Source organism: Sphaerisporangium melleum (assembly GCF_014646695.1).
Classification (GTDB): Bacteria; Actinomycetota; Actinomycetes; order Streptosporangiales; family Streptosporangiaceae; genus Sphaerisporangium; species Sphaerisporangium melleum.
On sequence record NZ_BMNT01000054.1, the window covers coordinates 22,919 to 46,377 of the forward strand.

The 23,459-nt window shown below is 72.4% G+C and carries 13 protein-coding genes; 4 read left to right on the top strand and 9 right to left on the bottom strand.

The genetic code is table 11. The features are described 5' to 3' along the window. Positions 1-60 precede the first annotated feature (60 nt). The 4 genes from IEY93_RS38880 to IEY93_RS33620 all read right to left on the bottom strand — a co-directional run bounded on the left by IEY93_RS38880 (position 61) and on the right by IEY93_RS33620 (position 11,648). Positions 61-8,040: a non-ribosomal peptide synthetase/MFS transporter gene (locus IEY93_RS38880; protein WP_229691695.1), complete on the bottom strand. Its 7,980-nt coding sequence runs from the start codon at positions 8,038-8,040 to the stop codon at positions 61-63. Positions 8,041-8,045: 5 nt separating this feature from the next. Continuing rightward, a complete protein-coding gene (locus IEY93_RS33610) occupies positions 8,046-8,996 on the bottom strand; it encodes a fatty acid desaturase family protein (RefSeq protein ID WP_189167208.1) in 951 nt (316 codons plus the stop codon). A 37-nt stretch (positions 8,997-9,033) separates the two neighbouring features. After that, entirely contained in the window at positions 9,034-9,954 is a 921-nt protein-coding gene (locus IEY93_RS33615; protein WP_189167209.1) for a pyridoxal-phosphate dependent enzyme, read from the bottom strand. Between the two features lie 509 nt (positions 9,955-10,463). Continuing rightward, positions 10,464-11,648, bottom strand: a complete 1,185-nt coding sequence (locus tag IEY93_RS33620) for an SGNH/GDSL hydrolase family protein (RefSeq protein WP_203968465.1) — start codon at positions 11,646-11,648, stop codon at positions 10,464-10,466. Between the two features lie 367 nt (positions 11,649-12,015). Here IEY93_RS33620 and IEY93_RS33625 point away from each other — a divergent pair, with 367 nt between their 5' ends. Both IEY93_RS33625 and IEY93_RS33630 read left to right on the top strand, forming a co-directional pair. Beyond that, positions 12,016-12,906 (top strand): sulfotransferase domain-containing protein, encoded by an 891-nt coding sequence (locus tag IEY93_RS33625; protein WP_189167210.1) that lies wholly within the window; start codon positions 12,016-12,018, stop codon positions 12,904-12,906. A gap of 435 nt (positions 12,907-13,341) precedes the next feature. Further along, entirely contained in the window at positions 13,342-14,787 is a 1,446-nt protein-coding gene (locus tag IEY93_RS33630) for a WD40 repeat domain-containing protein (protein WP_189167211.1), read from the top strand. A gap of 77 nt (positions 14,788-14,864) precedes the next feature. On the opposite strand, the gene IEY93_RS33635 is transcribed toward IEY93_RS33630, so the two are convergent. The 3 genes from IEY93_RS33635 to IEY93_RS33645 all read right to left on the bottom strand — a co-directional run bounded on the left by IEY93_RS33635 (position 14,865) and on the right by IEY93_RS33645 (position 19,229). Then, entirely contained in the window at positions 14,865-15,278 is a 414-nt protein-coding gene (locus IEY93_RS33635; protein WP_189167212.1) for a hypothetical protein, read from the bottom strand. Between the two features lie 117 nt (positions 15,279-15,395). After that, positions 15,396-18,353 (bottom strand): SpoIIE family protein phosphatase, encoded by a 2,958-nt coding sequence (locus IEY93_RS33640; protein WP_203968466.1) that lies wholly within the window; start codon positions 18,351-18,353, stop codon positions 15,396-15,398. 225 nt (positions 18,354-18,578) lie between these two features. Continuing rightward, positions 18,579-19,229: a hypothetical protein gene (locus IEY93_RS33645; protein WP_189167213.1), complete on the bottom strand. Its 651-nt coding sequence runs from the start codon at positions 19,227-19,229 to the stop codon at positions 18,579-18,581. Positions 19,230-19,705: 476 nt separating this feature from the next. On the opposite strand from IEY93_RS33645, the gene IEY93_RS33650 reads away from it, so the two are divergent. Both IEY93_RS33650 and IEY93_RS33655 read left to right on the top strand, forming a co-directional pair. Next, positions 19,706-20,338, top strand: a complete 633-nt coding sequence (locus tag IEY93_RS33650) for a hypothetical protein (protein ID WP_189167214.1) — start codon at positions 19,706-19,708, stop codon at positions 20,336-20,338. Between the two features lie 179 nt (positions 20,339-20,517). Next, on the top strand, positions 20,518-20,799 hold the full coding sequence (locus IEY93_RS33655) for a hypothetical protein (protein ID WP_229691694.1): 282 nt from the start codon (positions 20,518-20,520) through the stop codon (positions 20,797-20,799). Positions 20,800-20,950: 151 nt separating this feature from the next. On the opposite strand, the gene IEY93_RS33660 is transcribed toward IEY93_RS33655, so the two are convergent. Beyond that, on the bottom strand, positions 20,951-22,276 hold the full coding sequence (locus IEY93_RS33660) for a hypothetical protein (protein WP_189167215.1): 1,326 nt from the start codon (positions 22,274-22,276) through the stop codon (positions 20,951-20,953). Positions 22,277-22,409: 133 nt separating this feature from the next. Then, positions 22,410-23,459: dolichyl-phosphate-mannose--protein mannosyltransferase (locus tag IEY93_RS33665; protein WP_189167216.1), on the bottom strand; the 1,050-nt coding region annotated here is incomplete at its 5' end.

Sequence of the window (23,459 nt, forward strand, 5' to 3'; positions counted from 1 at the left end):
CCCGACCCGATTGATCCTCGGGGCGGTCCGGCACGTGCGGGCCGCCCCGAGGATGAGTGGTCACCTACGTGCGGTGAGGAGGGTGTCGGCTTCCTGCTGGAGATCGTCGAGGTCCCCGAGCTCGGCGGGAGGGATGGCGTCGGGCAGCTCGTCTTCCATGAAGCGCAGCCGGCGGTCGCGCCATCCTGAGGTCACCCAGGCGAGTTGCAGCAGGCCACTGAGGATGACCAGCATCGCCAGGCCGCGGCCGGGTCCGGTGCCGATCACCTGGCCGACCGTGCCGGCGAGCGCGCCTCCGGGTTCGAGCAGGGGCTGGACGTAGTGCTCGGCCAGCGGGCCGATGACCAGGTAGCCGAGCGGCATGGTCAGCAGCATCGTCATCATGAAGAGGGAGAGCACCCGGCCCTGCAGCTCCAGCCCGATCTTCGACTGCACGAGAGCCAGCCAGTGTCCTTCGGCGATGGAGTCGCAGAACCAGATCGTGAACAGGCCCGCCGCGGCGAACCACGGGCCGGCGACGCCGATGAGGGACATCCCCACGCCGGACACGCCCAGGATGACGATCAGCCCGGTGGCCCTTCGGGGAGTGCCACCCCACAGGCCCATCACCAGGCTGCCGCACAGCGCGCCGAGGCCGCCGGCGCCCAGTGCCGTGCCGAGTACGGCCGTGGACTGCTCGGTCAGCAGCATCGGGATGATCACCGAGAAGCCGATCATGTACAGGACGTGGTGCACGACGAAGAAGCGCATCGCCCGCACCAGTGCCGGCCGCCGGGCGATGTACCGCCAGCCGGCCGCGATCTCCTTGCCGAAGGTCTCGTCACGGCGGCGGAAGAGGGTGTCCGGGAAACGGACCAGGAGCAGCGTGACCACGCCGGCGGCGAAGCTGAGCACATCCAGCAGGATCACGCCCTGGATGCCGATGACGCCGATCAGGCCGGCGCCGAGTATCGGCGCGACCACCGTCCCCACCCCGACGCCGAGGTGGCTGATCCCGTTGGCGTGGCCCAGGTAGCGCTTGGGCACGAGCTGCGCCACCGCGGCCACGTAGGCCGGACGCTGGAAGGCGCCGGCCACGGAGGTGACGGACACGGCGAGGTAGATGTGCCACATCCGCAGGCCGCCGGCGAACACCAGCAGGCCGAGGAGGCCCATCGCCAGGGCGGCCGCCGCGTCGCTCGCCAGCATGACCCGCCGCCGGTCCCAGCGGTCGGCGACCGCGCCGGCCACCGGTCCCGCGAGGATGCCCGGCAGCAGGCCGATCGCGTTGATCACCGAGAAGTCGATGATCGAACCGGTCCGCTGGTAGACCCAGATGCTGAGCACGAGTGTGCTGAGGCTGCTGCCGATCATCGAGACGAACTGGCCGAGGGCCACCAGTGCGAACCGGGACAGACTCGGCGCCACCCGAGGCGCTACCCGAGGCGCCACCCGAGGGGCCGGACGAGGGGCCGGACGAGGGGCCGGACGAAGGGCCGGGCGAGGGGACGCCGCGCCTTCTGCCGATAGGGCGTTCACCGGTGTTCCATCGGCCGGTGGAGCCTTGACCGGGGTGATTCCGGACGGTGCGGCGTTGATCGAGAGAGTGCCCTCCGCGCCGGCCGGTGTGCTGCCCGCGGGATCGGCCTCGACCGGGGTGGCGTCGGCCGGCAGGGTGCCGGTCGTTCGTACGCCGGCAGGTCCGGTATCCGCCGTCAGGGCCTCGACCGGGGTGGGGTGTGTGGCGTCGGGCGGTGGGGTGGCGCCTCGCGGGGTGGTCTCGGCGCCGCCGGGGATGGTGCCGGCGCGCCATCGCCCGGCGTGTTCGACCAGGACGCGGGCCAGCGGCTCGGCGTGCGTCTTGACGAAGAAGTGCCCGGCCCGCGGCAGGACCGCCAGCTCCACCGTGCCGGCGAAGTGCTCCCACTCGCGGTGGCGTTCCTCGTACAACTCGGTGACGCGGTCGCGGGAGCCGACGACGCTGAGCACCGGAGCCCGCAGCCGCTGGGTCCACTCCGCCTGCCGGTAGGCCGCGGTGAAGTACTCCTCGGCGTCCCGGGCGTCGTGCCGGACGTTGCGGACGACGAACCGTTCCTGCGCGGGGTCGTCCAGGTCGGTGAAACCACCCCTGGCCCGCAGGAACGAGAAGTACGCCCGGTCGGAGACGAACCGGTCGGACGGCACCAGCCGGTGGAACCAGTCGAACAGCCGTCCGGGCAGCCGCGCCGTGGGGAAGCTCGCGCCGGCGCCCACGCCGACCAGGTCGACGCCGGCGGCCTCGGCCCGGCGGGCGGTCTCCAGGGTCACCGCGCTGCCGAGGCAGTGCCCGTAGAGCAGGACCGGCCCGGACAGCGTCCGGATCTCGGCGAGCATCCGTTCGGCGACCTCGGCGGCGGGGAGCAGCGGCTCGTCCGCCCGGCTCTGGTCGTGGCCGGGAAGCTCGACGGCGTAGAGGGCCCAGTGCGCGGGGAGCGCGTCGGCCAGCGGCTGGTAGGCGATCGCGCTGCCGCCGGAGTACGGGACGGCGACGACCGTGACCCCGCCCGACGAGGCGTCCGCGTCGGCCGGGGTCAACCGGTGCAGCAGCCGCCGCGGCCCGGTGTCGTGCCCCGCGGACCGCTGGTCGAGCAGGGCCGCCAGGGCGCGCACGGTGGGGTGCCGGTACAGCTCCACCAGGGCCAGCGCGGGGTCGATGCGCCGGACGAGCCGCAGCGCGGTGAAGGAGTCGCCGCCCAGGGAGAAGAAGTCGTCGTCGATGCCGACCTCTTCGACGCCGAGTGTCCGCGACCAGATCTCGGCTATGCGCCGTTCCGCGGCGGTCCGGGGGGCGACGCCGGTCGATGTGGCGGGGGTGTCCTGGGGCGCGGGCAGGGCTCGCCGGTCGAGCTTGCCGTTGGGGGTGAGCGGCAGCCGGGGCAGGACGACCAGCCGGGCGGGCACCATGTGCGGCGGCAGCGCGGTGGACAGGGCGGCGCGGACCGTCGCCTCGTCCAGATCACCGGTGCCGCGACGCGGCACCAGGTAGCCGACGAGCTGGGCCATCCCCGAGGCCGCCGTGTGCACCGCGGCGGCGCAGGCGAGCGTTCCGGGCAGCGCGCCGAGGGCGGCCTCGACCTCGCCCAGCTCGATCCGGTAGCCGTTGACCTTGACCTGGTCGTCGAGGCGGCCGAGGAAGTCGACGTTCCCGTCTCGGTGGAACCGCGCGCTGTCCCCGGTCCGGTACATCAGGGCGGGGCCGCCGGCCCGGTCGTGGAACGGATCGGGGACGAACCGCTCGGCCGTCAGTTCGGGCCGCTCGTGGTAGCCGAGGGCCACGCCCGCCCCGCCGAGGTACAGCTCGCCCACCACTCCCGCCGGGACCGGCCTGCGGTGGGCGTCCAGCACGTAGACCCGGTTGCCCGGGAACGGACGTCCGATGGGCAGCGGCGCGTCCGGCGGCAGTCCGCTGACGTCGCCGTCGAAGTACACGTTGTCCACCGTCACCTCGGTGACCCCGTAGGCGTTGACCACGCGGTTGCCGGGACCGACGAGCCGCTGCGCCTGGAGGTACTCGCGGACCTGCCACTTCTCGCCGCCGCCGATCAGCAGGCGGACGTGGTCCAGCCGCTCTCCGGCCGTCTCGACGTGCGCCAGCAGGTTCCGCAGGACGGCGGGCACGAGTTCGGTGCAGTTGACCCGCTCGCGGCGCATCAGCGCGTACAGCTCCGCCGGGTCGAGGAGCACTTCGCGGGGGACGACGACGAGCCGGCCGCCGGTGCACAGCGCGCGCAGCGTCTCGCCGACGAACATGTCGAAGGAGAAGCTGGCGGCCTGCTGGTAGGTCCAGCCCGGGTCGAGCGCGTACGCCTCCTGCCACATGCCGACCGCGTGGACCAGGTTGGCGTGGGTGACGACCACCCCTTTGGGACGCCCGGTGGAGCCCGAGGTGTAGATCACGTAGGCCGGGTCGCCGGGACCGGCCGCCGCCTCCAGGTCGCCGCCGTCCTCGGCGGCGATCTCCGCCGCGTCACGGTCGAGCGCGACGACGGCCACGCCGTCGGGGGCGGCCGGGACGCCGGGCAGGTCGAGCCTGGTGACCAGCGCGATCGCACCGCTGTCGCGCAGCATGTAGCCGAGCCGGTCCGCGGGGTAGGCCGCGTCGAGCGGGACGTACGCGCCGCCCGCCTTGAGCACCGCCCACATCGCCGCGAACAGCTCGATGCCGCGGTCCAGGCAGATCGCCACCCGGACGCCGGGGCGTACGCCGTGCCGGCGCAGCGTCCGGGCGAGCCGGTTGGCCTGTTCGTCGAGCTCCCGGTAGCTCACCGTCGTCGTGCCGGCGGTGAGCGCCGGCGCGCCGGGTGCCGCGGCCGCGCATCGCTGGAACAGCTCGTGAACGGTGCGCGCGTCCGGTGGCGTGATCGCGGTGTCGTTCCACCGGTGCAGGATCCGGTCCCGCTCGGCGGGGGTGAGCAGGGGGAGGTCGCTCACTGGGGTGGCCGGTGCGGCGGCGGCCGCGTCCAGCAGGGTGAGCAGGTGGTCCACCAGGGCTTCGACGCGTTCGGCGTCGAAGAGCTCGGTGGCGTGGTCGACGGTCAGGACGGGCCCGTCCACCGTGAAGTGCAGGCCGAGGGCGAGGTCCACCATCATCGCGGCGGGCGGCTCGTCACCGGCGTACCGGACGAGAGCGCGGCGCGGCGCCGGGGTGTTGTGCACGGTGACGCTGACGCCGCTGAGCCGGCTGATCCTGCCCGCCTGAGTGCGCCCGATGGCGGCCATGATGTCCGTCAGCGGCAGATCCTGATGCTCCAGGTCCGTGACGACCGTCTCCACCACCCGGGAGAGCAGTCCGGCGAAGGTGGGGTCGCCGGAGAGGTCACCTCGCAGCGGCAGGATGTTGAGCGCGGCCCCGATCAGCGACTCCAGCGCGGTGTCCTCGCGGCCGGCGACCGGTGCGAGCACGGTCACGTCCTCGCGCCCGGTGTACCTGCCGATCACCGCCTGCACTCCGGCCAGCACCACCATGAAGAGGCTGGCGTGGTGCTCCCGTCCGCAGGCGCGGAGCCGGTCGAGCAGCTCGGGGGAGAGCCGGCGGGAGATCCGCGCCGCGGCGAAGGAACGCCGGGCGGGGAGGGGGCGGTCGGCGGGCAGGTCGAGGTCCAGGTCGGCCCCGGTGAACCGGTCCCGCCAGTACGCGGTGAGCGCCGCGTCGGCGGCTCGCGGGCCGAGGTCCGCGTCGGCGAACCGCTCTCGCTCGTACGCGGTGAGCGCGGCGCCGGCGGCCCGGGACGCCGGCTGGTCGTCGGGAGCGGGCGGCGCCGTCCGCCGTCCCTGTGCCATGTCGTGGTACAGCTCGGCCAGTTCGTCGCCGAACACTCCGGCCGACCATCCGTCGAAGACGAGGTGGTGGACGACCAGGAGCAGTTCGTCGTCGCCGCCGGTCCGCAGCAGCACCATGCGGGCCAGGGGGCCTTCCGCGAGGTCGAGCGGCTCCCGTACGGCCCGGTGGCGCTCCTGCTCTGCGCGTGACGCCCGCTGGTCCGGCGGCAGGTCCCGCAGGTCGATCTCGCTCAACGGTACGGTCCCCGTGGCGGCGACGAGCATCACCGGTTCGCCGTCCTGGACCGGGAATCGGGCCCGCAGCGCGGGATGGCGGCGGGCCAGTTCGGCCAGGCAGGCCGCCAGCAGGTCCGCCCGCGCGGGGCCGGCCCACCGGTACCGGATGCCCAGGGTGTACGCGGGCAGGTCCGCGCACAGGTGCTCGGCCATCCAGAACACGCGCTGCATCGCGGTGAGCGGCAGCACCCGCGGCCGGCCGTCCTCCTGCTCAGGCCCCTGCCGAGGCGCCGTCCGCCTCTCCCGAGGCTCAGCGGCCTTCTCCCGGGGCTCGGGCCGCCGCTCCTCGCGGGGGGCCGCGGTGGGGACGGGCCACTGGGCCCCCGCCGGACCGCCGGTCGCGACCGGCGGTGCATCACTCGACCGGCCGGGGCCGGGTACGACCGGCGAGGTCCCGGCCGGCCGATCGGATGCCGCAGGCGAGGCCGTGACCGCACGCTCGGGCGCGCCCGGCGACGCCTCGGCCGGACGGCCGGGCACGGTCGGCGACGCCCCGGTCCGGCGTTCGGCCGCCGCTTCGGCCGCCCGTACCGCTGCCGCCAGCCCGGCGAGCGTCGGGGCCGCGTAGAGGTCGCTGAGCGCCAGCTCCAGTCCGAACGCGCGGCGCAGCCGGCCGATCAGGCGAATGGCGTGCAGCGAGTCGGCGCCGAGGGCGAAGAAGTCGTCGCGGGGGCCGATGCCGGTGACCCCGAGCAGGCTCTCCCACAGCGCGCGGACCCGCGCCTCGGCCGAGCCATCCGTGGCGTCCTCCAGGCCCGCCTCCGGCTCCCGGCCGGTTTCCCGGCCCGTCTCCGAGCCCGCCGTCGCCGGCCGGTCCGCGGTAGGGGGCAGGCCGGCCGAGCCGGTGACAGCCGTGGCCGCCAGCGCCGCCCGGTCGATCTTGCCCTGGATGGTGAGCGGGAAGGAGCCGTGCACGGTGACGACGGCAGGCACGAGGTAGTGCGGCAGCTCCTCGCGCAGGCGGCGGCGTACCTCGGCCGCGTCCGGGCCGCCGTCCTCCGCCAGCACGTGGCCTGCCAGTCGCGCCTGCCCGGTGCTCTCCTCTACCAGCACCACGGCGTCGGCGACGCCGGGGAGCCCGCGCAGCGCGGACTCCACCTCGGCGGGTTCCACCCGGAAGCCCCGGATCTTCACCTGCCGGTCGAACCGGCCCAGATACTCCAGCGCCCCGTCGGGTCGCCGCCGGACGCGGTCGCCGGTGCGGTACTCCCGCCTCCCCAGCGTGTCCGTGACGAACCGTTCGGCGGTCGACTCGGGGCGTCCCAGGTAGCCGGCGGCGAGCGCGGCGCCCCCGATGTACAGCTCACCCGTCTCGCCGTCGGCCACATCGGTGCCGTCCGGTGCGGCGACTCGGCAGGTCACGCCGGGCAGCGGGTGGCCGATCGGCACCGGGTCGTCACCGGACCACCAGGTCAGGTCGGCGGCGGTCGCGGTGACGATCGCCTCGGTGGGGCCGTAGGTGTTGAGCAGCCGCACCGCGTGACCGGTCCGCGCGTGCCAGCGCCCGACCGTGCGCGCGTGCGCCGCCTCGCCACCGATGATCACCATGCGGACGGTCGCGGGCAGCGCCGCCTCCCCCTGGTCGATCGCCGAGACGAGCTCCCGCCAGTACGCCGTCGCCATGGCGAGCACGGTGACGCCGAGTTCGGCGCAGCGGCCGAGGAAGAGGCCGGGCCGGCTGATCATGTCCTCGTCGCGGACGACGACGGCGGCGCCGGTGATCAGCGCGGGGAAGATCTCCTGAACGCTCGCGTCGAAGCTGAGCGAGGCGAACTGGAGCACCCGGTCGTCGGCCCGGATGCCGTAGGTGTCGCGGGCGGCCCGGCAGAAGTGCGACCAGCCGCGCCGGGGGACCGCCACCCCCTTGGGACGACCGGTGGAACCGGAGGTGAAGATGACATAGGCCACGTCCTCCGGCGAAGCGGCGGCACCGGGCACGGCTCCCGGCACCGCGGCGGCCCGGCCCGGCCCCACCCCGAGGTCGCCGCCCGGCTCTTCGGGGGAGTCGCTGCCGAGGTCGTCGCCGAGGCGCAGCAGCGCGGTGCCGGCGGGCAACGGTGGATCACCGTCCATCGGCACCAGTACGAGCCGAGGGCGCGCGTCCTCCAGCATCAGGGCCAGGCGCGCCGCCGGGTAGCCGGGGTCGAGCGGCACGTACCCCGCGCCGCAGCGCAACACCGCCAGCAGTGCCGTCACCGCGGCCCGCCCACGCGGCAGGCACAGCCCGACCAGGTCACCGGGCCGGACGCCGGACGCGGCCAGAGCGCCGGCCAGGCGGTGCACCTCCGCGACCAGGCCGGCGTAGCTCGTCCGGCCCGTGGCGTCGATCAGGGCCGGCGCGCCGGGCCTGGTGCGCGCCTGTTCCTCGATGGCGGCGAACACGTCGAACGGCACGCCGTCCTCGCCGGATCCGCCCGGCGGCCCTCCGTCGGGTGCCCCCGATCCCGGCACGCCGGTGAGGTGCATGGTGCTCACGACGACTCCTCGACATTCGAACGACCGAGACGCGCGGGCCGGTGCACGGCCTTCCAGAGGGTGCGGTAGAAGTCGGCGTAGGTGCGCTCGACGTGCACCGCGTGGCGCCGGGTCTCGTCGTGCCGTTCGGGCAGCCGGTTGATCGGCACGCTCATCGCGGCATGGTGCTCGATGTGCAGGTTGTTGCCGTTGGTGAACCAGGTGCTGAGGCGGCTCCCCCGGATGGACCGGGTGTTGCGCAGCACGTCGGTGGTGGCGGTGTCGCAGAGCACGTGCTCGGGCAGTTCGACGAGGAAGTGCATCGGTACGGCGAGGACGAGGGGGAGCACCCACAGCCGCAGCGGGTACTGCCCGTACCCCGCGAGGGCGGCGCCGATCGCGGTCAGTACGACCGCGCCGAGGACGAGATGCTCGGTGACGGCGCGGCGGCGCATGCCGGGGCTGATCGGGCCGTACCGGTAGGTCCAGCGTCCGGTGGCCGCGAGCGCGACCTCCCACAGCACCGAGGCGAGGCGCCGGTAGTCGAGCAGGCCTCGCACCAGGTGGGAGACGGTCAGCGGCGCCCGGGTGTCGAAGCCGAAGAACTCGGTGTCCTGCGGGGTGCCCAGGTGGCGGTGGTGTTGCAGGTGGCGTAGCCGGTAGTGGCTGTACACGACCAGCAGGGGAATGCCCAGCGGCACGCCCACGAGCCGGTGCTGCCAGGGCCGCAGGAAGGCGGAGTGGTGCAGGCACTGGTGCTGGAGCTCGACCGCGTGGGTGTACATCGCGGCGAGGATCACCACGCCGGCCGCGATCGCGAGCGGTTCGGGGCGCAGGGCGAGGGTCGCCCCGAGCGCGGTGAGCGCGGCCAGCACGGCGAGCTTGCCGACGAAGACGCCCTGGTCGCCGCGGCTCACTTTGGTGCGGGTGAAGAGCAGCGCGGGGCCGCCCTCGGTCACTGTGGTCATCGTTTCCCTCGATCCCGTGTCGGTGTGCGGACGCCGGTCAGCGTCCGCTGAGCAGCACGACATGGGTTCCGGTGAGCGGGTCGGCCGCGTGGGCGCGGGCGAGCAGTCCGGCCAGCGCGACGGCCCCGGCGCTGGTCGGGTAGGCGCCGTACGCGGCGAGCGCGGCCCGGGCCGCGACGAGTTGGCCGTCGTCCACGCCGAAGACCTCGCCGCCGGTGCCGGCGATCGCGGCCATGGCCTCGGGGCCCTGCAGGGCGTGCCAGTTGACCAGGGGCTGGTTGTGGGCGGAGGTCGTGACGCCGTCCGGCGGCAGCATCCGGTAGTCGCCCGGCCAGCTCGTCACCACGGGGTTGTTGCCGGCCGAGCCGACGCCGTTGATCGGGCAGTGCCAGCCCAGGGCCCGCATCTCCCGGTGCACGGCGATCGCCGTGGTGCCGTTGCCCACCGGAAGCCACAGCGCCGCCGGGGGCGTGCCGAGCGCCTCGCGCAGCGCGTGCACGACGATCCCGTGCCCGTCGAAGACCGCGTCGGCGTACGGGCCGTCGACGTTGCCGTCGACGGCGCCCTCGGCTCCGGCGAGCCGGCGGGACTCGTCCACGGCGTCCTCGTAGCTGCCGGGCACCAGGTGGACACGGGCGCCGGCGTCGCGCATCCAGGCGCCGCCGTCGCTCCAGCCTTCGGGCAGGACGACGGTGCAGGCCATCCCGGCGGCCCGGCAGGCCATCGCCATCGCGCGGCCGTAGTTGCCGCACGTCGCGACCACCACGTGCCGGTGGCCTCCGGCGGCCGCCCGGGCCACCACGGCGCGGGCGGCGGGCTCCTTGTGGCTGCCGGAGGCGTACCGCGTCTCGTCCTTGACCAGGATCCGCGCGCCGGGCACGAGCCCGGTCGCGTCGATCAGGGGGGTGCGGTACGCGTCGGCGGGCGCGTCTGCGTACGTCAGGGGGTCGGTGGACATACGTCTCCTCGGAAACGTGAATCCGTTCAGGGTGACTGAAGGAAAGGTGGGGCTCAGGCCCTGGTCACAGGGTTCGAGCAGGGCTGGCTCGCGGATCGTGTCCGGGAGCGCCGGCGTCGCGCCGATTCGGTCATGCCCGTCCTGGCCGGAGGGTGCGGAGGGGGTGCGGTGACGACGCCGGAGTGGCCGAGGCGTTCGCCTCGGGTAACGCCGAAGTGCATGGGCTGACGTCGTCCGCCAGTCTCACCGAGTTCTCCTCGCGCAGGCCGGGGCCGGGTGACTTCGGTGAAACGTAACAAATCCGCTATTAGGGGACGTTAACGGCGATAAAAACATCCATGTTGATCAAGAAGATCGAATATGTCCTCCAGGTAAATAAGTCCTCTTTATCCATTTATGCACCATTCCTCAGGTCGGTGGTGGCCTCCGCGGCCCGCGTTATGGCCAGGAAAAAGCCCTTCCGCCGGGAGGGATCGCCGGCGGAAGGGCTTGTGGTGGGTTCGCGGTGGCTACCAGCGGAGGGGGAGGGTGGCGATGTAGTCGGTCAGGCGCTGGGCGATGACCTGGTGGTCGTGGCTGGACGGGTGCCAGTGACAGCCGAGGTAGTCCAGGCCGGACTCGTCGTAGTACCAGTAGCGGATCCGGTCGTCGCCGCGCGCGTTGCGTTCCTGGACGATCCGCTGGGTGGCGTCGGCGAGCGCGGTGGTGTTGTAGACCGAGGTCGCGCTGACCACGATGATCGTGCGCGGGCCGTACTGCGCACGCAGTTTGTCGAGGAACGCGTGGTAGGCGGTGCGGTAGGCGGCCATCAGACTGTCCGGAGTCCAGGGCTCGCCCGGGTTGATGGCGGTGGAGAAGTCGTTGATGCCCAGGCCGACCACGACCAGCTGCGGCCGCCAGGTGCCCGGGTTCCGCCACACGTCGCCGTCGACGTTCAGCAGGGCTCTGTCGTAGAAGGTCCGGTAGTCGATGCCGGGGTCGCCGCCGTTGTAGTTGCGGACCATGCCGCGGCCGGAGTAGGCGTTGAGCTGGTAGTCGGCGTTCAGGCGGCGCGCGGTGAGGGCGCCGAAGGCGAGGTCGGCGTTGGTGGTGCGGTTGACGTCGTCGCTGGTGCACTCGCGGGTGTCGGAGACGTTGCCGTAGCCGGCGGTGTAGGAGTCGCCGATGAACTCGATCTGCCGGTGGCGCGCGGGGGGCTTGGGAAGGATCGCGCCGCCCGGGGCCGCGACGAAGCCGCCGAACGCGCCCGAGGCCCACGGGCTCTCGGTCCGCTTGACGAGGCGTACGGTGTGCGCGCCGCCGGCGAGGCCCTTCACCCAGTACGTGGTCTTGCCCGGGGTCACCAGGGTGGCGACGGTCGCGCCGTCGATCGTGACGTCGTAGTCGTTGTCCGCGTCGTCGAGGACGATGCCGACGCCGGTGCCGCGGAACCGGCCCTCGAAGTAGACGCCGGGCCAGCTGTACCGGACGGAGCGGCCGTCCGGCTTGACCCGGCCGGCGGTGTGCGCTCCGGCCAGGACGTCCGGACCCGGCCGCTGCGGGTTCGCGGCGTCACACGCCTGCGCGGGGCCGCGATCGGGCGGGCAGCCTGCCACGCTCGCGAGGGGGGAGGGCTCGGCCGCGTGGGCGGTGCCGGGGAGCAGCACGGTGCTCAGCACCGCGGCCAGCACCGCGGTCGCACGTATGGGTCGCACAGTTCTCCTTTCCACGGCTCGGCGAATCCGGCCGTGGCCATCTGAGGGCGAGTACGGAGATGGACCGGAAGGAACGGGTACTGCGATGGACCGGTGGGGAGAGGCATCACGACGGGCTGATGCGACCGGGTGACGGTAACCCGCGCCCGCGGGCGGGACAACGGGTGATCCACCGCCGCGCACCGGGGCCTCCCCTCACGACGCGCGACGTGCCGCCGCCGGGGCGGCCCGGTGAAACGAAGTGAAACCAAGCCGGGTCGGGGTGGGCTATCGTCGACGATTCTGGATTTTCAGGCGGTGTCCCATCGAGTGCCGCTTCATGAGCTGCCGTTCGCGGTGACCGGACTCCATGATCGGGAGGAAGTGCATGTCGGCGTCCCCGGTGAGGTACGTGTCCGACGAGGAGGACAGCGGCCGATGGGACGGGTTCCCGTTCCGGCGCGGCGACATCGTGATCAGCACCCGCTCGAAGAGCGGTACGACGTGGACGCAGATGATCTGCGCGCTGCTGGTCTTCCAGAGCGCCGATCTGCCGGAGCCGTTGCCGGTGCTGTCGCCGTGGCTGGACCACCTGGTCACGCCGAAGGAGGAGGTGTACGCGCGGTTGGCGGCCCAGCGGCACCGCAGGTTCATCAAGACGCACACCCCTTTGGACGGAGTCCCGATCGACGACCGGGCGACGTACATCGTGGTGGCGCGCCATCCGCTCGACATGGCAGTCTCGCTCTACCACCAAGGCGCCAACATCGACCGTGAGCGTCTCCGCGCCCTGACCGGCAGGCCGGAGCCCGCCGTGCCGCCGGCGCCGCGGCCGCCGTTGCGTGACTGGCTGCTGCGCTGGGTGGACGACGACGCCTCGCCCATGGAGGCGATGGACTCCCTGCCGGGAGTGATGTGGCACCTGTCGGACGCCTGGACGCGCCGCCTCCACCAGCGCAACGTCGTCCTTCTGCACTATGACGACCTGCTGCGTGATCTGGCCGGCGAGATGCGCGGGCTCGCCCGGCTGCTCGGCATCTCGGTGCCGGAGGACGTGTGGCCGGACCTGGTGCGGGCCGCGACCTTCGCCAGCATGCGATCGCGCGCCGCCGAACTCGCGCCCAACCCTTCCGGGGTGCTGAAGGACAGCTCGGCGTTCTTCCGCCGCGGCGCCTCCGGCTCCGGCCGCGAGGTGCTCACCGGCGACGAGCTCGCCCGCTACCACGAGCGCGCGGCCGGCCTGGCGCCACCCGGCCTGCTCGACTGGCTGCACCGCTGAAATGCCGCGCCTTCGCGGCGGTCGTCGGCCGAAGAGGACGGTGAAGACCAGCAAGGCGAATGTGATGAACAGTGGCGGTGCGAAAAGGCCGGAGAGGAATCCGCCGCCGTCGTGACGGCCGATGTCATGCGGCCGGTGGTACCAGGGGGCGGTGCGCGGAGTTAGTTCCTTTTATATGCATTCGACGAGGAATGTGGTCCATGGTGCTGGATTGGTGATGTGTCCGGCCGGCGGACCGCACGCATTTCTTGTCGTTACCGGCATATGTCCTGGTCGAGACGTATGCTGGGGGCGCTCAGAGGTGTCCGGCATCGCCGGACGTCACTCCGTTCCAGCCTCCGGAGAGTCGTGGTGGACGAGTCGGCCGATCCGCGAGTGAATTTCGCCCGTCGGTTACGGGCTCTGCAGAAGGCGACGGGCCTTTCGGTACGCCGGATGGAGGTCGAGAGCGAACGCACTCCCCGCCGCCGGCGCGAGGACAGGCTTCGCCTCAAGCGCAGCACGATCGCCGGAATGACGAGCCTGGAACGCCCGGTTCGGCCGGAATTGTCGAATTTCGAGGTTTTTGTCGATACGTGTTTACGTGTCGCGGCGGAGAACGACATCGCGCTGCCGCCCGATCTCGCCGATCGTCGCGCGTGGGATGAGGCCTACCGCGAGCTTCGCGAGCAGGTGGACCGGAACCCGCGCCGGCCCGCGCCCCGTTCCCTGCCCGAACGTCCCGCTCGTCCCCAAGCCACCATCTCGGCGGAGCCCGGCGAGGCGGCGGAGGACAACGCCCAGAGACCTCCCCTTCTCCGAAGGCGGATCCTGCTCACGACGTCGGTGCTGGCCGTCGCGGCGGCGGGAGCCGGCATCCCCTACTGGTTCCGTGGCACCCGATCGCCGACCGCGGCGGCGGCGGGGTCGCCTTCCCCGGGCACGTTCTCCGCTCTCCCGCCCGGCGAAGGCGCCTACAGCCCCGTCGGCAAGCTCCTCAGTCCGCCGCTCGGCAAGGACAACCCCGTCTGGTCCGTGGCCGTCGGCTGGCTCAGGGGCGAGCCCGTCGCGGTCGTGGGCCGGGCCGACGGCACCGTGCAACTGTGGAACCCGGTCACGGGCAGAGCACGCAGCGGCCCGCTCGCCGGCCACGACAAGCCCGTCTACTCCATCGCGCTGCGCCCGCCCATCGCGGTGTCCGGCGGCGTCGACGGCACGCTACGGGTCTGGGACCTCACCGCCGACCCGCCCACGAGCACCCGCATGAGCGGCGAACCCACCGGGGGGATCAACAGCGTGGCGCTGGCGGTGGTGGGGGGCAGGACGGTGGCCGTGTCCGCGGGCGACGACCGCACGGTCAGGATCTGGGATCCCGCCGTTCCCCGGCACGGCGGCGAGATCCTCGGCGCGAGCCTCGACTCCGAGGTCAAGAGCATCGCGACGGGCCAGGCGATGGCCGTGTCCGGCAGCGCGGACGGCAAGGTGCGGCTCTGGGACCTGGCCGCGGAGCGGGTCGTGCGACTGCTGGGCACGCACGAGAGCACCGTCGGCACCGTGGCGATGGGCGTCGTGCGCGGCAGGCTCCTCGCGGTGTCCGGCAGCGAGGACGGCGTCGTGCGGGTGTGGGACCCGTCCGGGACCGAGCCGGCCGACCTCGGCGAACCGATCCACAACGCGGTCAAGACGGTGGCCATCGGCACGGTCAAGGGCAGGACGGTGGCCATCGCCGGCAGCGACGACAGCGCCATCCGTATCTGGGACCTGGCCACCGCTCGCCCCTACGGCGACGGCCTCACCGGGCCGGGCACGGCCGCCGAGTCCATCGCGATCGGGCAGGCCGGCGGCAGGGCCCTGGTCGTCTCCGGGCACTGGGACGGCACCATCTGGACCTGGAGCCCGTGACCCCGATCGGCACCCCCGGGACGGCGTGACGGGACGAGAGGCCCCCGGCCCCCGCCCCGTCCGTGCTGCCTGTCGTGTCAGCAGTAGTCGATGTAGGTCATGTTCACGATCGACTGGCGGACCTTGTTGCGGGCCGTCTCCGCCGAACTGGACACGTTCGACGTCGCGGTCACGGTGAAGTAGATCTTCGAGAACTTGGCGGGGGAGTAGCTGGTCTGGGCCGGTGCGTAGGACACCTCCACGATCGTGGAGCCGTTGCTGCCGACGACGGCGTTGGGCGGGGTGTAGGCCGTCCGGTAACCGTTGTTGTTCAGCGCCGAGCTCGCGAAGCTACGGGCGTCCTTGTAGCACATGTTCTTGACGAACCAGCCGGCGTGCCACAGCAACGGGGCCTGCGCCGAGGCCGTCGCGGCGGGCACGAGCGCGGCGCCCGCGACGGCCAGCGCCGCCAGCACGAGCCGGAGCCGGGGGCGGAGCGAGAGCTGCTTCACAGGATGGGATTCCTTTCGATGGGAGATCGAGCGATCTGCCATCGACGATCCGGTTCGCGGCCGGTGTCCGGCAACGAGACCGGACGCTTTCGCCGGCGCTGCCGGTGAAAGCCATGGTCACGGCGCTGGTGTCCGTTCCGCCGGAGTGTCCGCCGCCGCCGGACACCCGTCGGCGCCCTCCGGGACGGAGCTCTCACGGCTCACCTCCGGGAGGGGTTGCTCGGTCCAGATGCACTTGCCTTCGGTGGTGTAGCGGGTGCCCCAGCGCTGGGACAGGGCCGCGACCAGTTGGAGACCGCGTCCCCCCTCGTCGGTCTCCGAGGCGCGGCGGATGCGCGGTGTGGTGAGGCTTCCGTCGTAGACCTCGCAGATGAGCGACCGGCTCCGCAGCAGGCGGAGCACGATGGGCCCCTTCGCGTGGCGGACCACGTTCCCGATCAGCTCGCTGGCCAGCAGTTCGGTGGTCGTCGACAGGTCCGTGAGGTCCCAGGCCGACAACTGCTCGCGGATGTGCCGCCGCGCCGCGCCGGCGGCCCGCGGGTCCTCGGGCAGGTGCCAGGAGGCCATGTCCTGCGGGGCGAACGATCGCACGCGCGTGATGAGCAGGGCGGCGTCGTCGTAGGACTCCAGGTCGGAGGGGAGCAGGGCGCCGGTGACGGCGTCGCACAGCAGCTCCGTCCCCGCGTCACAGGTCTGCCCGGAGATCCGCGGCCAGGAGTCGGCGAGGGTCGCGGCGAGCTTGGCCATGCCGCTTTCCAGGTCGCACTTGGGGGACTCGACCAGGCCGTCGGTGTACATCACGAGCAGGTCGCCGTCGGGCATGTGCACGTCGAAGGTCTCGAAGGGCGGCTCCGCGGCGCCGAGCGGCGGGTTGGGCGGCATGTCGGGGAAGTAGGTGGTGCCGTCCGGGTGGACGACGGCCGGCGGCGGGTGGCCGGCGCCGGCGAGGGTGCAGACGCGGGTGCCGGGGTCGTAGATCGCGTACAGGCAGGTGGCGTAGGAGTCGTCCCCCAGGCCGGCGACGAGTTCGTTGAGGTGGAAGAGGATCTCCTCGGGCGGCAGTTCGAGGTTGGCCAGAGTGTGCAGGGCCGTGCGCAGGCGTCCCATGGTCACGGCCTCGGGCACCCCGTGGCCCATCACGTCGCCGATGACGAGCGCCACCCGGTCGGCGGACAGGGGGATGATGTCGTACCAGTCGCCGCCGACCTCCATCTCCTTGCCGGCGGGCAGGTAGCGGGCGGCGGCGGTGACCGCGGGCAGCGACGGGAGCCGGCGGGGCAGCAGGCCGCGCTGCAGTTCCTGGGCGTGGGCGTGCTCGGCCTCGTACAGCCGGGCGCGTTCCAGGGCGTGGGCGACCAGGCCGCTGATCGCGTTGAGCAGCGTGGCCTCCTCGTCGGTGAACCGGCGCGGCCTGCTGAAGCCGAGGATGCAGCAGCCGACCCGGTGGTCGGAGGCGATCAGCGGCAGGATGCTCCACGCCCGTTTCCCGCTCACGGCGAGGATCTCGCCGAAGTCGGGGAACACGCTGAGGTACTCCTCGGGGGAGCAGATGAAGACCGGGGCGCCGCTCTCCAGCGCCTGGATGACGGGAGGGATGTCGGCGGGGTTGCGCGACTCCACCGTCTCGATGCACGCCTGGGAGTAGCCGACCGAGCCGATCGAGCGCAGGATGTTGTTCTCGATCCGGTAGACGATCAGCCCGGTCGCGTCGAACAGCGACGACAGCCGGGCGGCGCTGACGTTCACGACGTCGTGCATGGTGAGGGCCGAGGCGAGCGCGCTGGTCAGCTCGCCGATGCGGGCCGCGCGTTCGGCCGCCGTACGCGCGGCGGCGCTCTGCTCGGCCTCCTGCGCCCGCTTCTCGGTGACGTCGGTGATGAAGATCGCCAGCCCCTCGGGCACCGGGATCAGGCGCACGTGGTAGCAGCGGCCGCTGGTCGGCCATTGGACGTCGTGGTCGGTCGGTGTCCCTTCGTCCAGGGCGCGACGGCAGCGGCCCTCGAGATCGGGCGTGATGATGGCCGGCAGCTCCCACAGGACGCGTCCGAGCGGCTTCTCACCGGGGCCGAGGAGTCGTTCGGCCTCCAGGTTGAGGAAAGTGATCTTGCCGTGCTCGTTCAGCGCGATGAAGCCGTCGCTCATGTGCCACAGGGCGCGGCCGACCCGGTCGAGGGCCACGCGGGCCTCGGTGGTGTCCCACAGCGTGCCGATCAGATGGGCCGGCTCGCCGTGCTCGTCCAGCACGATGCGGGTGCGCACCTGCACCCACCGGAGTTTCTGGTCGGTATGGCAGATGCGGTACTCGGCGCTGAACATGCTCCTGGCGCGGAGGGCCTCGTCGAGCGCGGCCAGCACCCAAGGCAGGTCTTCGGGGTAGACCATCCTGGTCCAGGTCTCGATCCGGCCGTCGAAGTCCTCCGGCGAGATGCCGAAGATCGCGCAGGTGGCCTCGCTGCAGAGAAGCCGGCCCGTGGTGATGTCCCAGTCCCAGGTGCCCACCATGATCGTGTCGAGTGCCTGCTGGAGCTGCGCGCCCGAGAGCGCGGGGCTCACGCTGCGGGCGGCGGCCGGGGGCCGGCAGGACCCGCGCAGGCGGTCGGCCGCCCAGCCGGCCGCGGCCTGCAGGAACACCTGCTGGTCTCGCGAGGGCTGACTGGAGTCGACGGTCAGGACGGAGAGCGTGCCGAGCGGGCCGTCGGGGCCGGGCAGGGGAACGGCGGCCATGCCGGCGACGCTCGGGCAGGGCGGGGCGGGTCCGTTGGAGGTGCGCATCGGCGCCCCGTCCGGCTTGGGGCCGGACCAGGCGAACGTGCCGGCGCAGATCGCACGGGCGGGTACGGCGGGTTCGTCGCGCTTGATGTTCTCCCACGCCTGGGTGAGGGCGCGGGGCAGACCGGTGGTGACCACCAGGTGGAGCGCCCGGTTTCCGGAGGGGCCGCTCATGTGCGCCATGCCGCCCAGGCCGCCGAGCTCGGCGACGGCATGGTCGAGCGCGGCCCGCAGCGCCTCGGTCGCCGTCAGGTCGTCGCCCATGGCCTCGAGCGCCCGCAGCCGCGCGGCCGCGGAACCGTTCAAGGTTCGCCGTATGTCTAGGGAGTGTTCGTTCACCGGCATACCCGCCCATCAGCCCGGCGGGACCAGAAGGAGGACGGCCGGGCTCGTAGAGCAGTTTCGAGTATATGTGCGACAAATGTCGCATTAACCCCAAATCTCGGCCAGTGAAGCCCCAGGTGCGCCGTGGCGCCGAAAGGCGTCCCCCTGAGGCGGGGCGAGGCCGTCGGGCCTCGCCCCGCCGGTTCGTCAGAGCTCGCCGCTCTCGATGGCCTGCTTCAGGGCCGTCTGGGTCTGCTGATGCGACGCGGTGCCGTTGGCGACGGTGAAGTCGATCAGCGCGTCGTCCGCCTCGAAGGTGAGGCGCTCGGTGACCTTGGTGCTGCCGTCCCGCAGGACGGAGAAGCTGATCCGCTGGTGGGTGACCACGTTGGGCTCCGACCAGGTGTCGGTCTCGTAGTAGAGCTCGGCGGCGTGGATGCGCTGCTGTGCGTGGGTGTGCAGGCTGATGATCGTTCCCTGGTAGGGGATGTCCTCGATGGCGGTGAGGTTGATCAAGCGCGTTCCGCGCTCGCACCAGTCCTTGTGGGTGGCGACGCGCTTGAGGAACGCCGCCCGGCCGATGTGGTTGTTGATGTTGGAGTAAGCCGGGAAGACCCGCCACGCCGGGGCGTTGATCGTGATGGAGATCGTGCTGGTCTGCCGGCTGCGGCCCGAGCCGGGCGCCGGGGGCGGCGCGGGCTCGGCGAACTTGTAGGTGTCCCACGCCGTCTGCCACTCCGCCGCCAGTTCGGTGTCGGTCGGCTCGGTGGTGTCGGCGTGGGCGCCGCCGGTGAAGGCGGTGAGCAGGAAGGCCCCGGCGAGCAGGTGTGTCGCGAGGGCCCGGAAAAGCTTCGTCACTTGTGCCTCAATGGGGGTAGTAGGGGCAAGTGCTCTTGTATCTCATGTAAGTGGCATTTCGCACGTCTCTTGGCTGAAGTGCCGGTACGTGCCGTTTCACCGGAGATGGCACGCTGGGACGTTTGTCGCATATGTGACTCGATGTCGGGATCGTGAGAGCGGGCGACCCGGGTGGCGGCGCCTCCGCTCGGGCATCCCCGGCGCGGCGAAACCTTGATGATGAGGGCCGGGCCATGAAGGACGGCGGACATTTCTCCCTGCCACCCTTCGCTTATTTAAAGAATTCGTCAATTATCCAGGGCCGCTCTGTGCATCGACCGGTGCGGAACAGGGACGGCGTGCCACAGTGGGAGCGCGCCGCTTCGCGAGCGGTGCGATGTCCGTGGAATTCACGCCGGCGTCGCCGGCGGGCGCCACCGCGCCACGGTGCTCGCCGAATTCCGCCGCTGTGCGCCGCACACCTGCCGGAGGGCGAAATGGCGACAGCCGACGACGACGGCCGCCGGAGATCGCGGTGGACGCGCCTCGCCGTGCCGGTGCTCACCGGAACCGCCATGATCCTCATCGTCTCCGCGATCGGGTACTCCGCGACGACGGGCACCGGCCGTTCCTCGCCTCCTGTGCTCCCGTCCGCCGCCGCGCCGGTCTGCGACCAGCCCCCGACCCTGGCGCTGGTGCGGCCGGGCGGTGGCCCCATCACCTTCCCGCAGGTCTCGTACGCGATCGACCACTCGGGCGGCCGGCCGCGCATCGATCTCGCCGGAAGCTATCAGGGAGTCATCGACGAGGGGAAACGCGTCGCCGTGATCGTGCGCGGCGAGCCCGGCTCGTACGACTCGGCGGCGGGCGGCCATCCGGGCGAGGGCCGCTTCTACTACCAGCGGGAGATCCAGGTGGACGAGCAGGCCGGTTGCTGGACCGCGCTCTCGCTCAGCCCCGCGCTCTCACTGAGCCCTGCCTACCACGGGCCGGACGGGCCGTTGTGGCACATCTACCTGGTCCTGGTCCCGGCCGACTTCGCGGTCACCTCGGTCTCGGCGCGCGGCCACGTGGAGGACGCCGTCTTCGGCTCCCTGGAGGTGCTCGCCGACTTCCTGGTCGGCGGCTGACGAGCGGTCGTCTCCCGGTAATCAACCTCGTTGTTATCATTTGTCGGCAAATTGCCCGGAGTGGAATCCCCGCTTTTCTCTTATTGTCCCTTTTTCTCGTGACGAGTCGCGGCGAAGGGTAGGAAGCTAGCGTCAACCGCCGCTTTCAAGGGGGCCATATGATCAGGACACTCCACAGAATGGGCATCCGGTCCGGCATGATGTACACGGCCGGCATCATTTCCGTCGGGGCGTCGTTCGCCTCGTGGGTGCTCTCCAAAGAGGTCGAGCAGGACATCGCCCGTGCCGACCGGTGGGGCCTGTTCATCGGCGAGTGGGCGCCGACCTTCTTCGCCATGGGGGTCGCGCTCCGCATCGAGGAGACCCGCTCCGAGCTCATCGCCGGGCACCCCGAGGAGGAGATGCGCCGGGAGGAGCGCATGGGCCGCCGCATGGGCGGGCGGATGACCGAGCGGGTGTAAGCGGGCCCGGCCGGCCGTACGACGTCGTCTCCGCGGCCCGTACGACGGCAGCGGCCGGTCGCGCACCCTCGGCAGGGTGCGCGACCGGCCGCGCGTGCGCCGTACCACTTGTGACCGCCGGCGGGGCGTCGCCCCGCGATGCCGGGATCGGTCAGGAGAGCGTGACGTACTTGCGGGGCCGCAGGGCCTGGATGCGCAGTGCGGTCAGCGCGGCGGCCCGGCCCGCGGCGGTGAGGACGAGCGGGCCGTCCGGCTCGGCCTCCTCGGCCGTGGACGCCGCGCGCGCGTCCGGGCCCGGGGCGTGGCACAGGTGCAGCGCCTCCAGCCGGTCACGCAGCTCCCCGAGGGGCCCCGCCACGTCGGCCGGGGTGGCGGTGCGCCAGCCCTCGCCGGCGACCACCTCGGCGACGCGTTCGGCGAGCGGATCGGGCGGCAGGCCACCCACGTCCACCAGCAGCATCAGGCCGACCTCGCGTACCGACATCTGCACCTCGCGCTCGCCCGCCGCGGGGGTCAGCAGGGCGGGCGCCGCCGCCTGCCACAGGGCGGCCGGGTCGTCCAGCAACCGGCGCCCGGCGGGCGTGATCAGCAGCGCGCCCTCGGTGCGGACCACCGCGCGCATCTCACGCTCGGCGATGCGGCGCAGGACGCGCAACGCGGCCACTCCGCCCGCCGGCCAGCCGAACCGCTCGGCCGCCGCGTCGGCGACCGGGACCGCGATGTTGTGCCGCCGGGTGAGGGCCACCCCGCCGGGCTCCGCCGCCGTCTCCAGCAGCCAGCGCAGGGCAGGGAAGTGCCGTCCCTCGGGCGCCGCGATCGGCGCGTGCAGGCGCACCTCGAACGGCTGGGCCAGCTCGCGGCGGGCGGCGCCCCGGCCGAGCACCCAGCGGTTGAGCCGCTCGCCGTGCACGCGGCCCACCCAGTTGTCGCCGCCCAGCTCGGTGCGCGGGGCGGTCAGCCAGCGGCGGGTCAGCGCCTCGGCCTGGGCCTTCCACGCGTTCGCCGCGGGCCGCAGCTCCCCGGAGACGACGGCGAGCTCCAGCGCCGCCGAGCAGGCGATGTGGGCCCCCATCTCCTCGGGCCCCATGATCGAGCTCCAGTGCAGCTCGGGCACGTCGGGCGGCAGCACGCCCGTGGCGTTCAGCGCCCGCTGGTAGGCGGCCATCCCGGCCTCCTCGCCGTCGCGGGCGTAGGCGCGCAGGATGCGCGTGGTGGACGGGGACGAGCACAGCGCGGCGTAGCGTTCCATGCCGCCGAGCCGCAGCAGCCGGCCCAGCGCCCGGGCCAGGTCGCCGTGGTCGCCGGTCACCTTCAACGGGAGGGTGTACCAGAGGAACTCGCACACATCGAGCTGGGTGATCGTCTCTAACGGCTCGCCGCCGGTCAGCCACTCCACGGCGATCCTCGCGTCGTCCGCCGCCTCCGGGTCGGAACGCTCGAGCTCGGTGAGGAGCGCGGCGACGTCGGGTGCGGGCATGCCTCGCAGTCTGCCGTATAGGGCCGGGCCCTGACGACGACCACCGCCACGGACGATTTCCACGTCACCTACCTGTAAGACCAGTACGAGCAGAAGGGCTGGGTTGTAGCGATCGGGGAGTCATGTCCGCGGGTCATATCCAGCGGTCGAGCAGCATGCGCCGGTGCCAATCGTCGTAGGGGATGATCTCGGCCGAGATGACGGGGTACAGCCACCAGAAGTTAATCAGGGCCACGAGCACGAAGGCACCGGAAAGCGCGGCTCCGAAGACCCTCCGCCTCGCCGGGACGCTGCCCGCGGGCCCGATGACCAGGCCGACGACCAGGGTCAGCGCGAGGATCATGAACGGGATCATCGGCGCGGTGTAGAACAGGAACATCGTCCGGTTGTCGGCGATCGCGTAGTAGAACCAGGGCAGCCACCCGACGGCGTAGGTCAGCAGCACCGCGCCCGCCCGCCAGTCACGCGTGGAGACGTACCACGCGACCAGCGCGACCAGGGCGGCGAAGCCGGCGTACCAGATGACCGGGGTGCCGACTCCGAGCACGGCCTGCGAGCAGCGGTCCGACCCGCATCCGGTGGTGGGGCTCTCGTAGAAGAACGCGACCGGCCGCAGCAGCAGCGGCCACTGCCAGGGCTGTGACTGGTACGGGTGGCTCTGGGTCAGGCCGGTGTGGAAGCCGAGGACCTGCAGCTGGTAGTTCAGCCACGACCCGGCGGAGTTGAAGATGAAGTAGACCCAGCCGCCGGAGGTGGCCTGCGCCCAGTTGCGGCCCCAGCCGTAGGGGGAGGCGAACCAGCCGGCCCAGGTGGCCACGAAGGTCAGGGCGGGCGCGGCGGCGACGGCGACCAGGCCGGTGGGCAGGTCGTGGCGGAGCATCCCGCCGTACGGGCGGCGCAGGCCGATCGCCCGCCGTGCTCCGGCGTCCCAGAGCAGGGTCATGACGGCGAAGGCGACCAGGAAGAAGATGCCGCTCCACTTGACGGCGCACGCCGCGCCGAGGCAGACGCCGGCGGCGATCCGCCAGGGGCGCATGCCCAGCCAGGGGCCGCCGGGGGAGTCGGTGGTGGCGTTCTCGTACCAGGTGACCAGGCGGGCCCGGCTCGCGTCCCGGTCGACGACCAGGCAGGCGAACCCGGCCAGCACCCAGAACATCAGGAACACGTCCAGCAGAGCGGTGCG

Coding starts and splice junctions, on each gene's coding strand:
- IEY93_RS33660 (WP_189167215.1), bottom strand. CDS start 22,276: ATGCCCGCACCCGACGTCGCCGCGCTCCTCACCGAGCTCGAGCGTTCC.
- IEY93_RS33615 (WP_189167209.1), bottom strand. CDS start 9,954: ATGTCCACCGACCCCCTGACGTACGCAGACGCGCCCGCCGACGCGTAC.
- IEY93_RS33610 (WP_189167208.1), bottom strand. CDS start 8,996: ATGACCACAGTGACCGAGGGCGGCCCCGCGCTGCTCTTCACCCGCACC.
- IEY93_RS33655 (WP_229691694.1), top strand. CDS start 20,518: ATGGGCATCCGGTCCGGCATGATGTACACGGCCGGCATCATTTCCGTC.
- IEY93_RS33650 (WP_189167214.1), top strand. CDS start 19,706: ATGGCGACAGCCGACGACGACGGCCGCCGGAGATCGCGGTGGACGCGC.
- IEY93_RS38880 (WP_229691695.1), bottom strand. CDS start 8,040: ATGCACCTCACCGGCGTGCCGGGATCGGGGGCACCCGACGGAGGGCCG.
- IEY93_RS33625 (WP_189167210.1), top strand. CDS start 12,016: ATGTCGGCGTCCCCGGTGAGGTACGTGTCCGACGAGGAGGACAGCGGC.
- IEY93_RS33630 (WP_189167211.1), top strand. CDS start 13,342: ATGGAGGTCGAGAGCGAACGCACTCCCCGCCGCCGGCGCGAGGACAGG.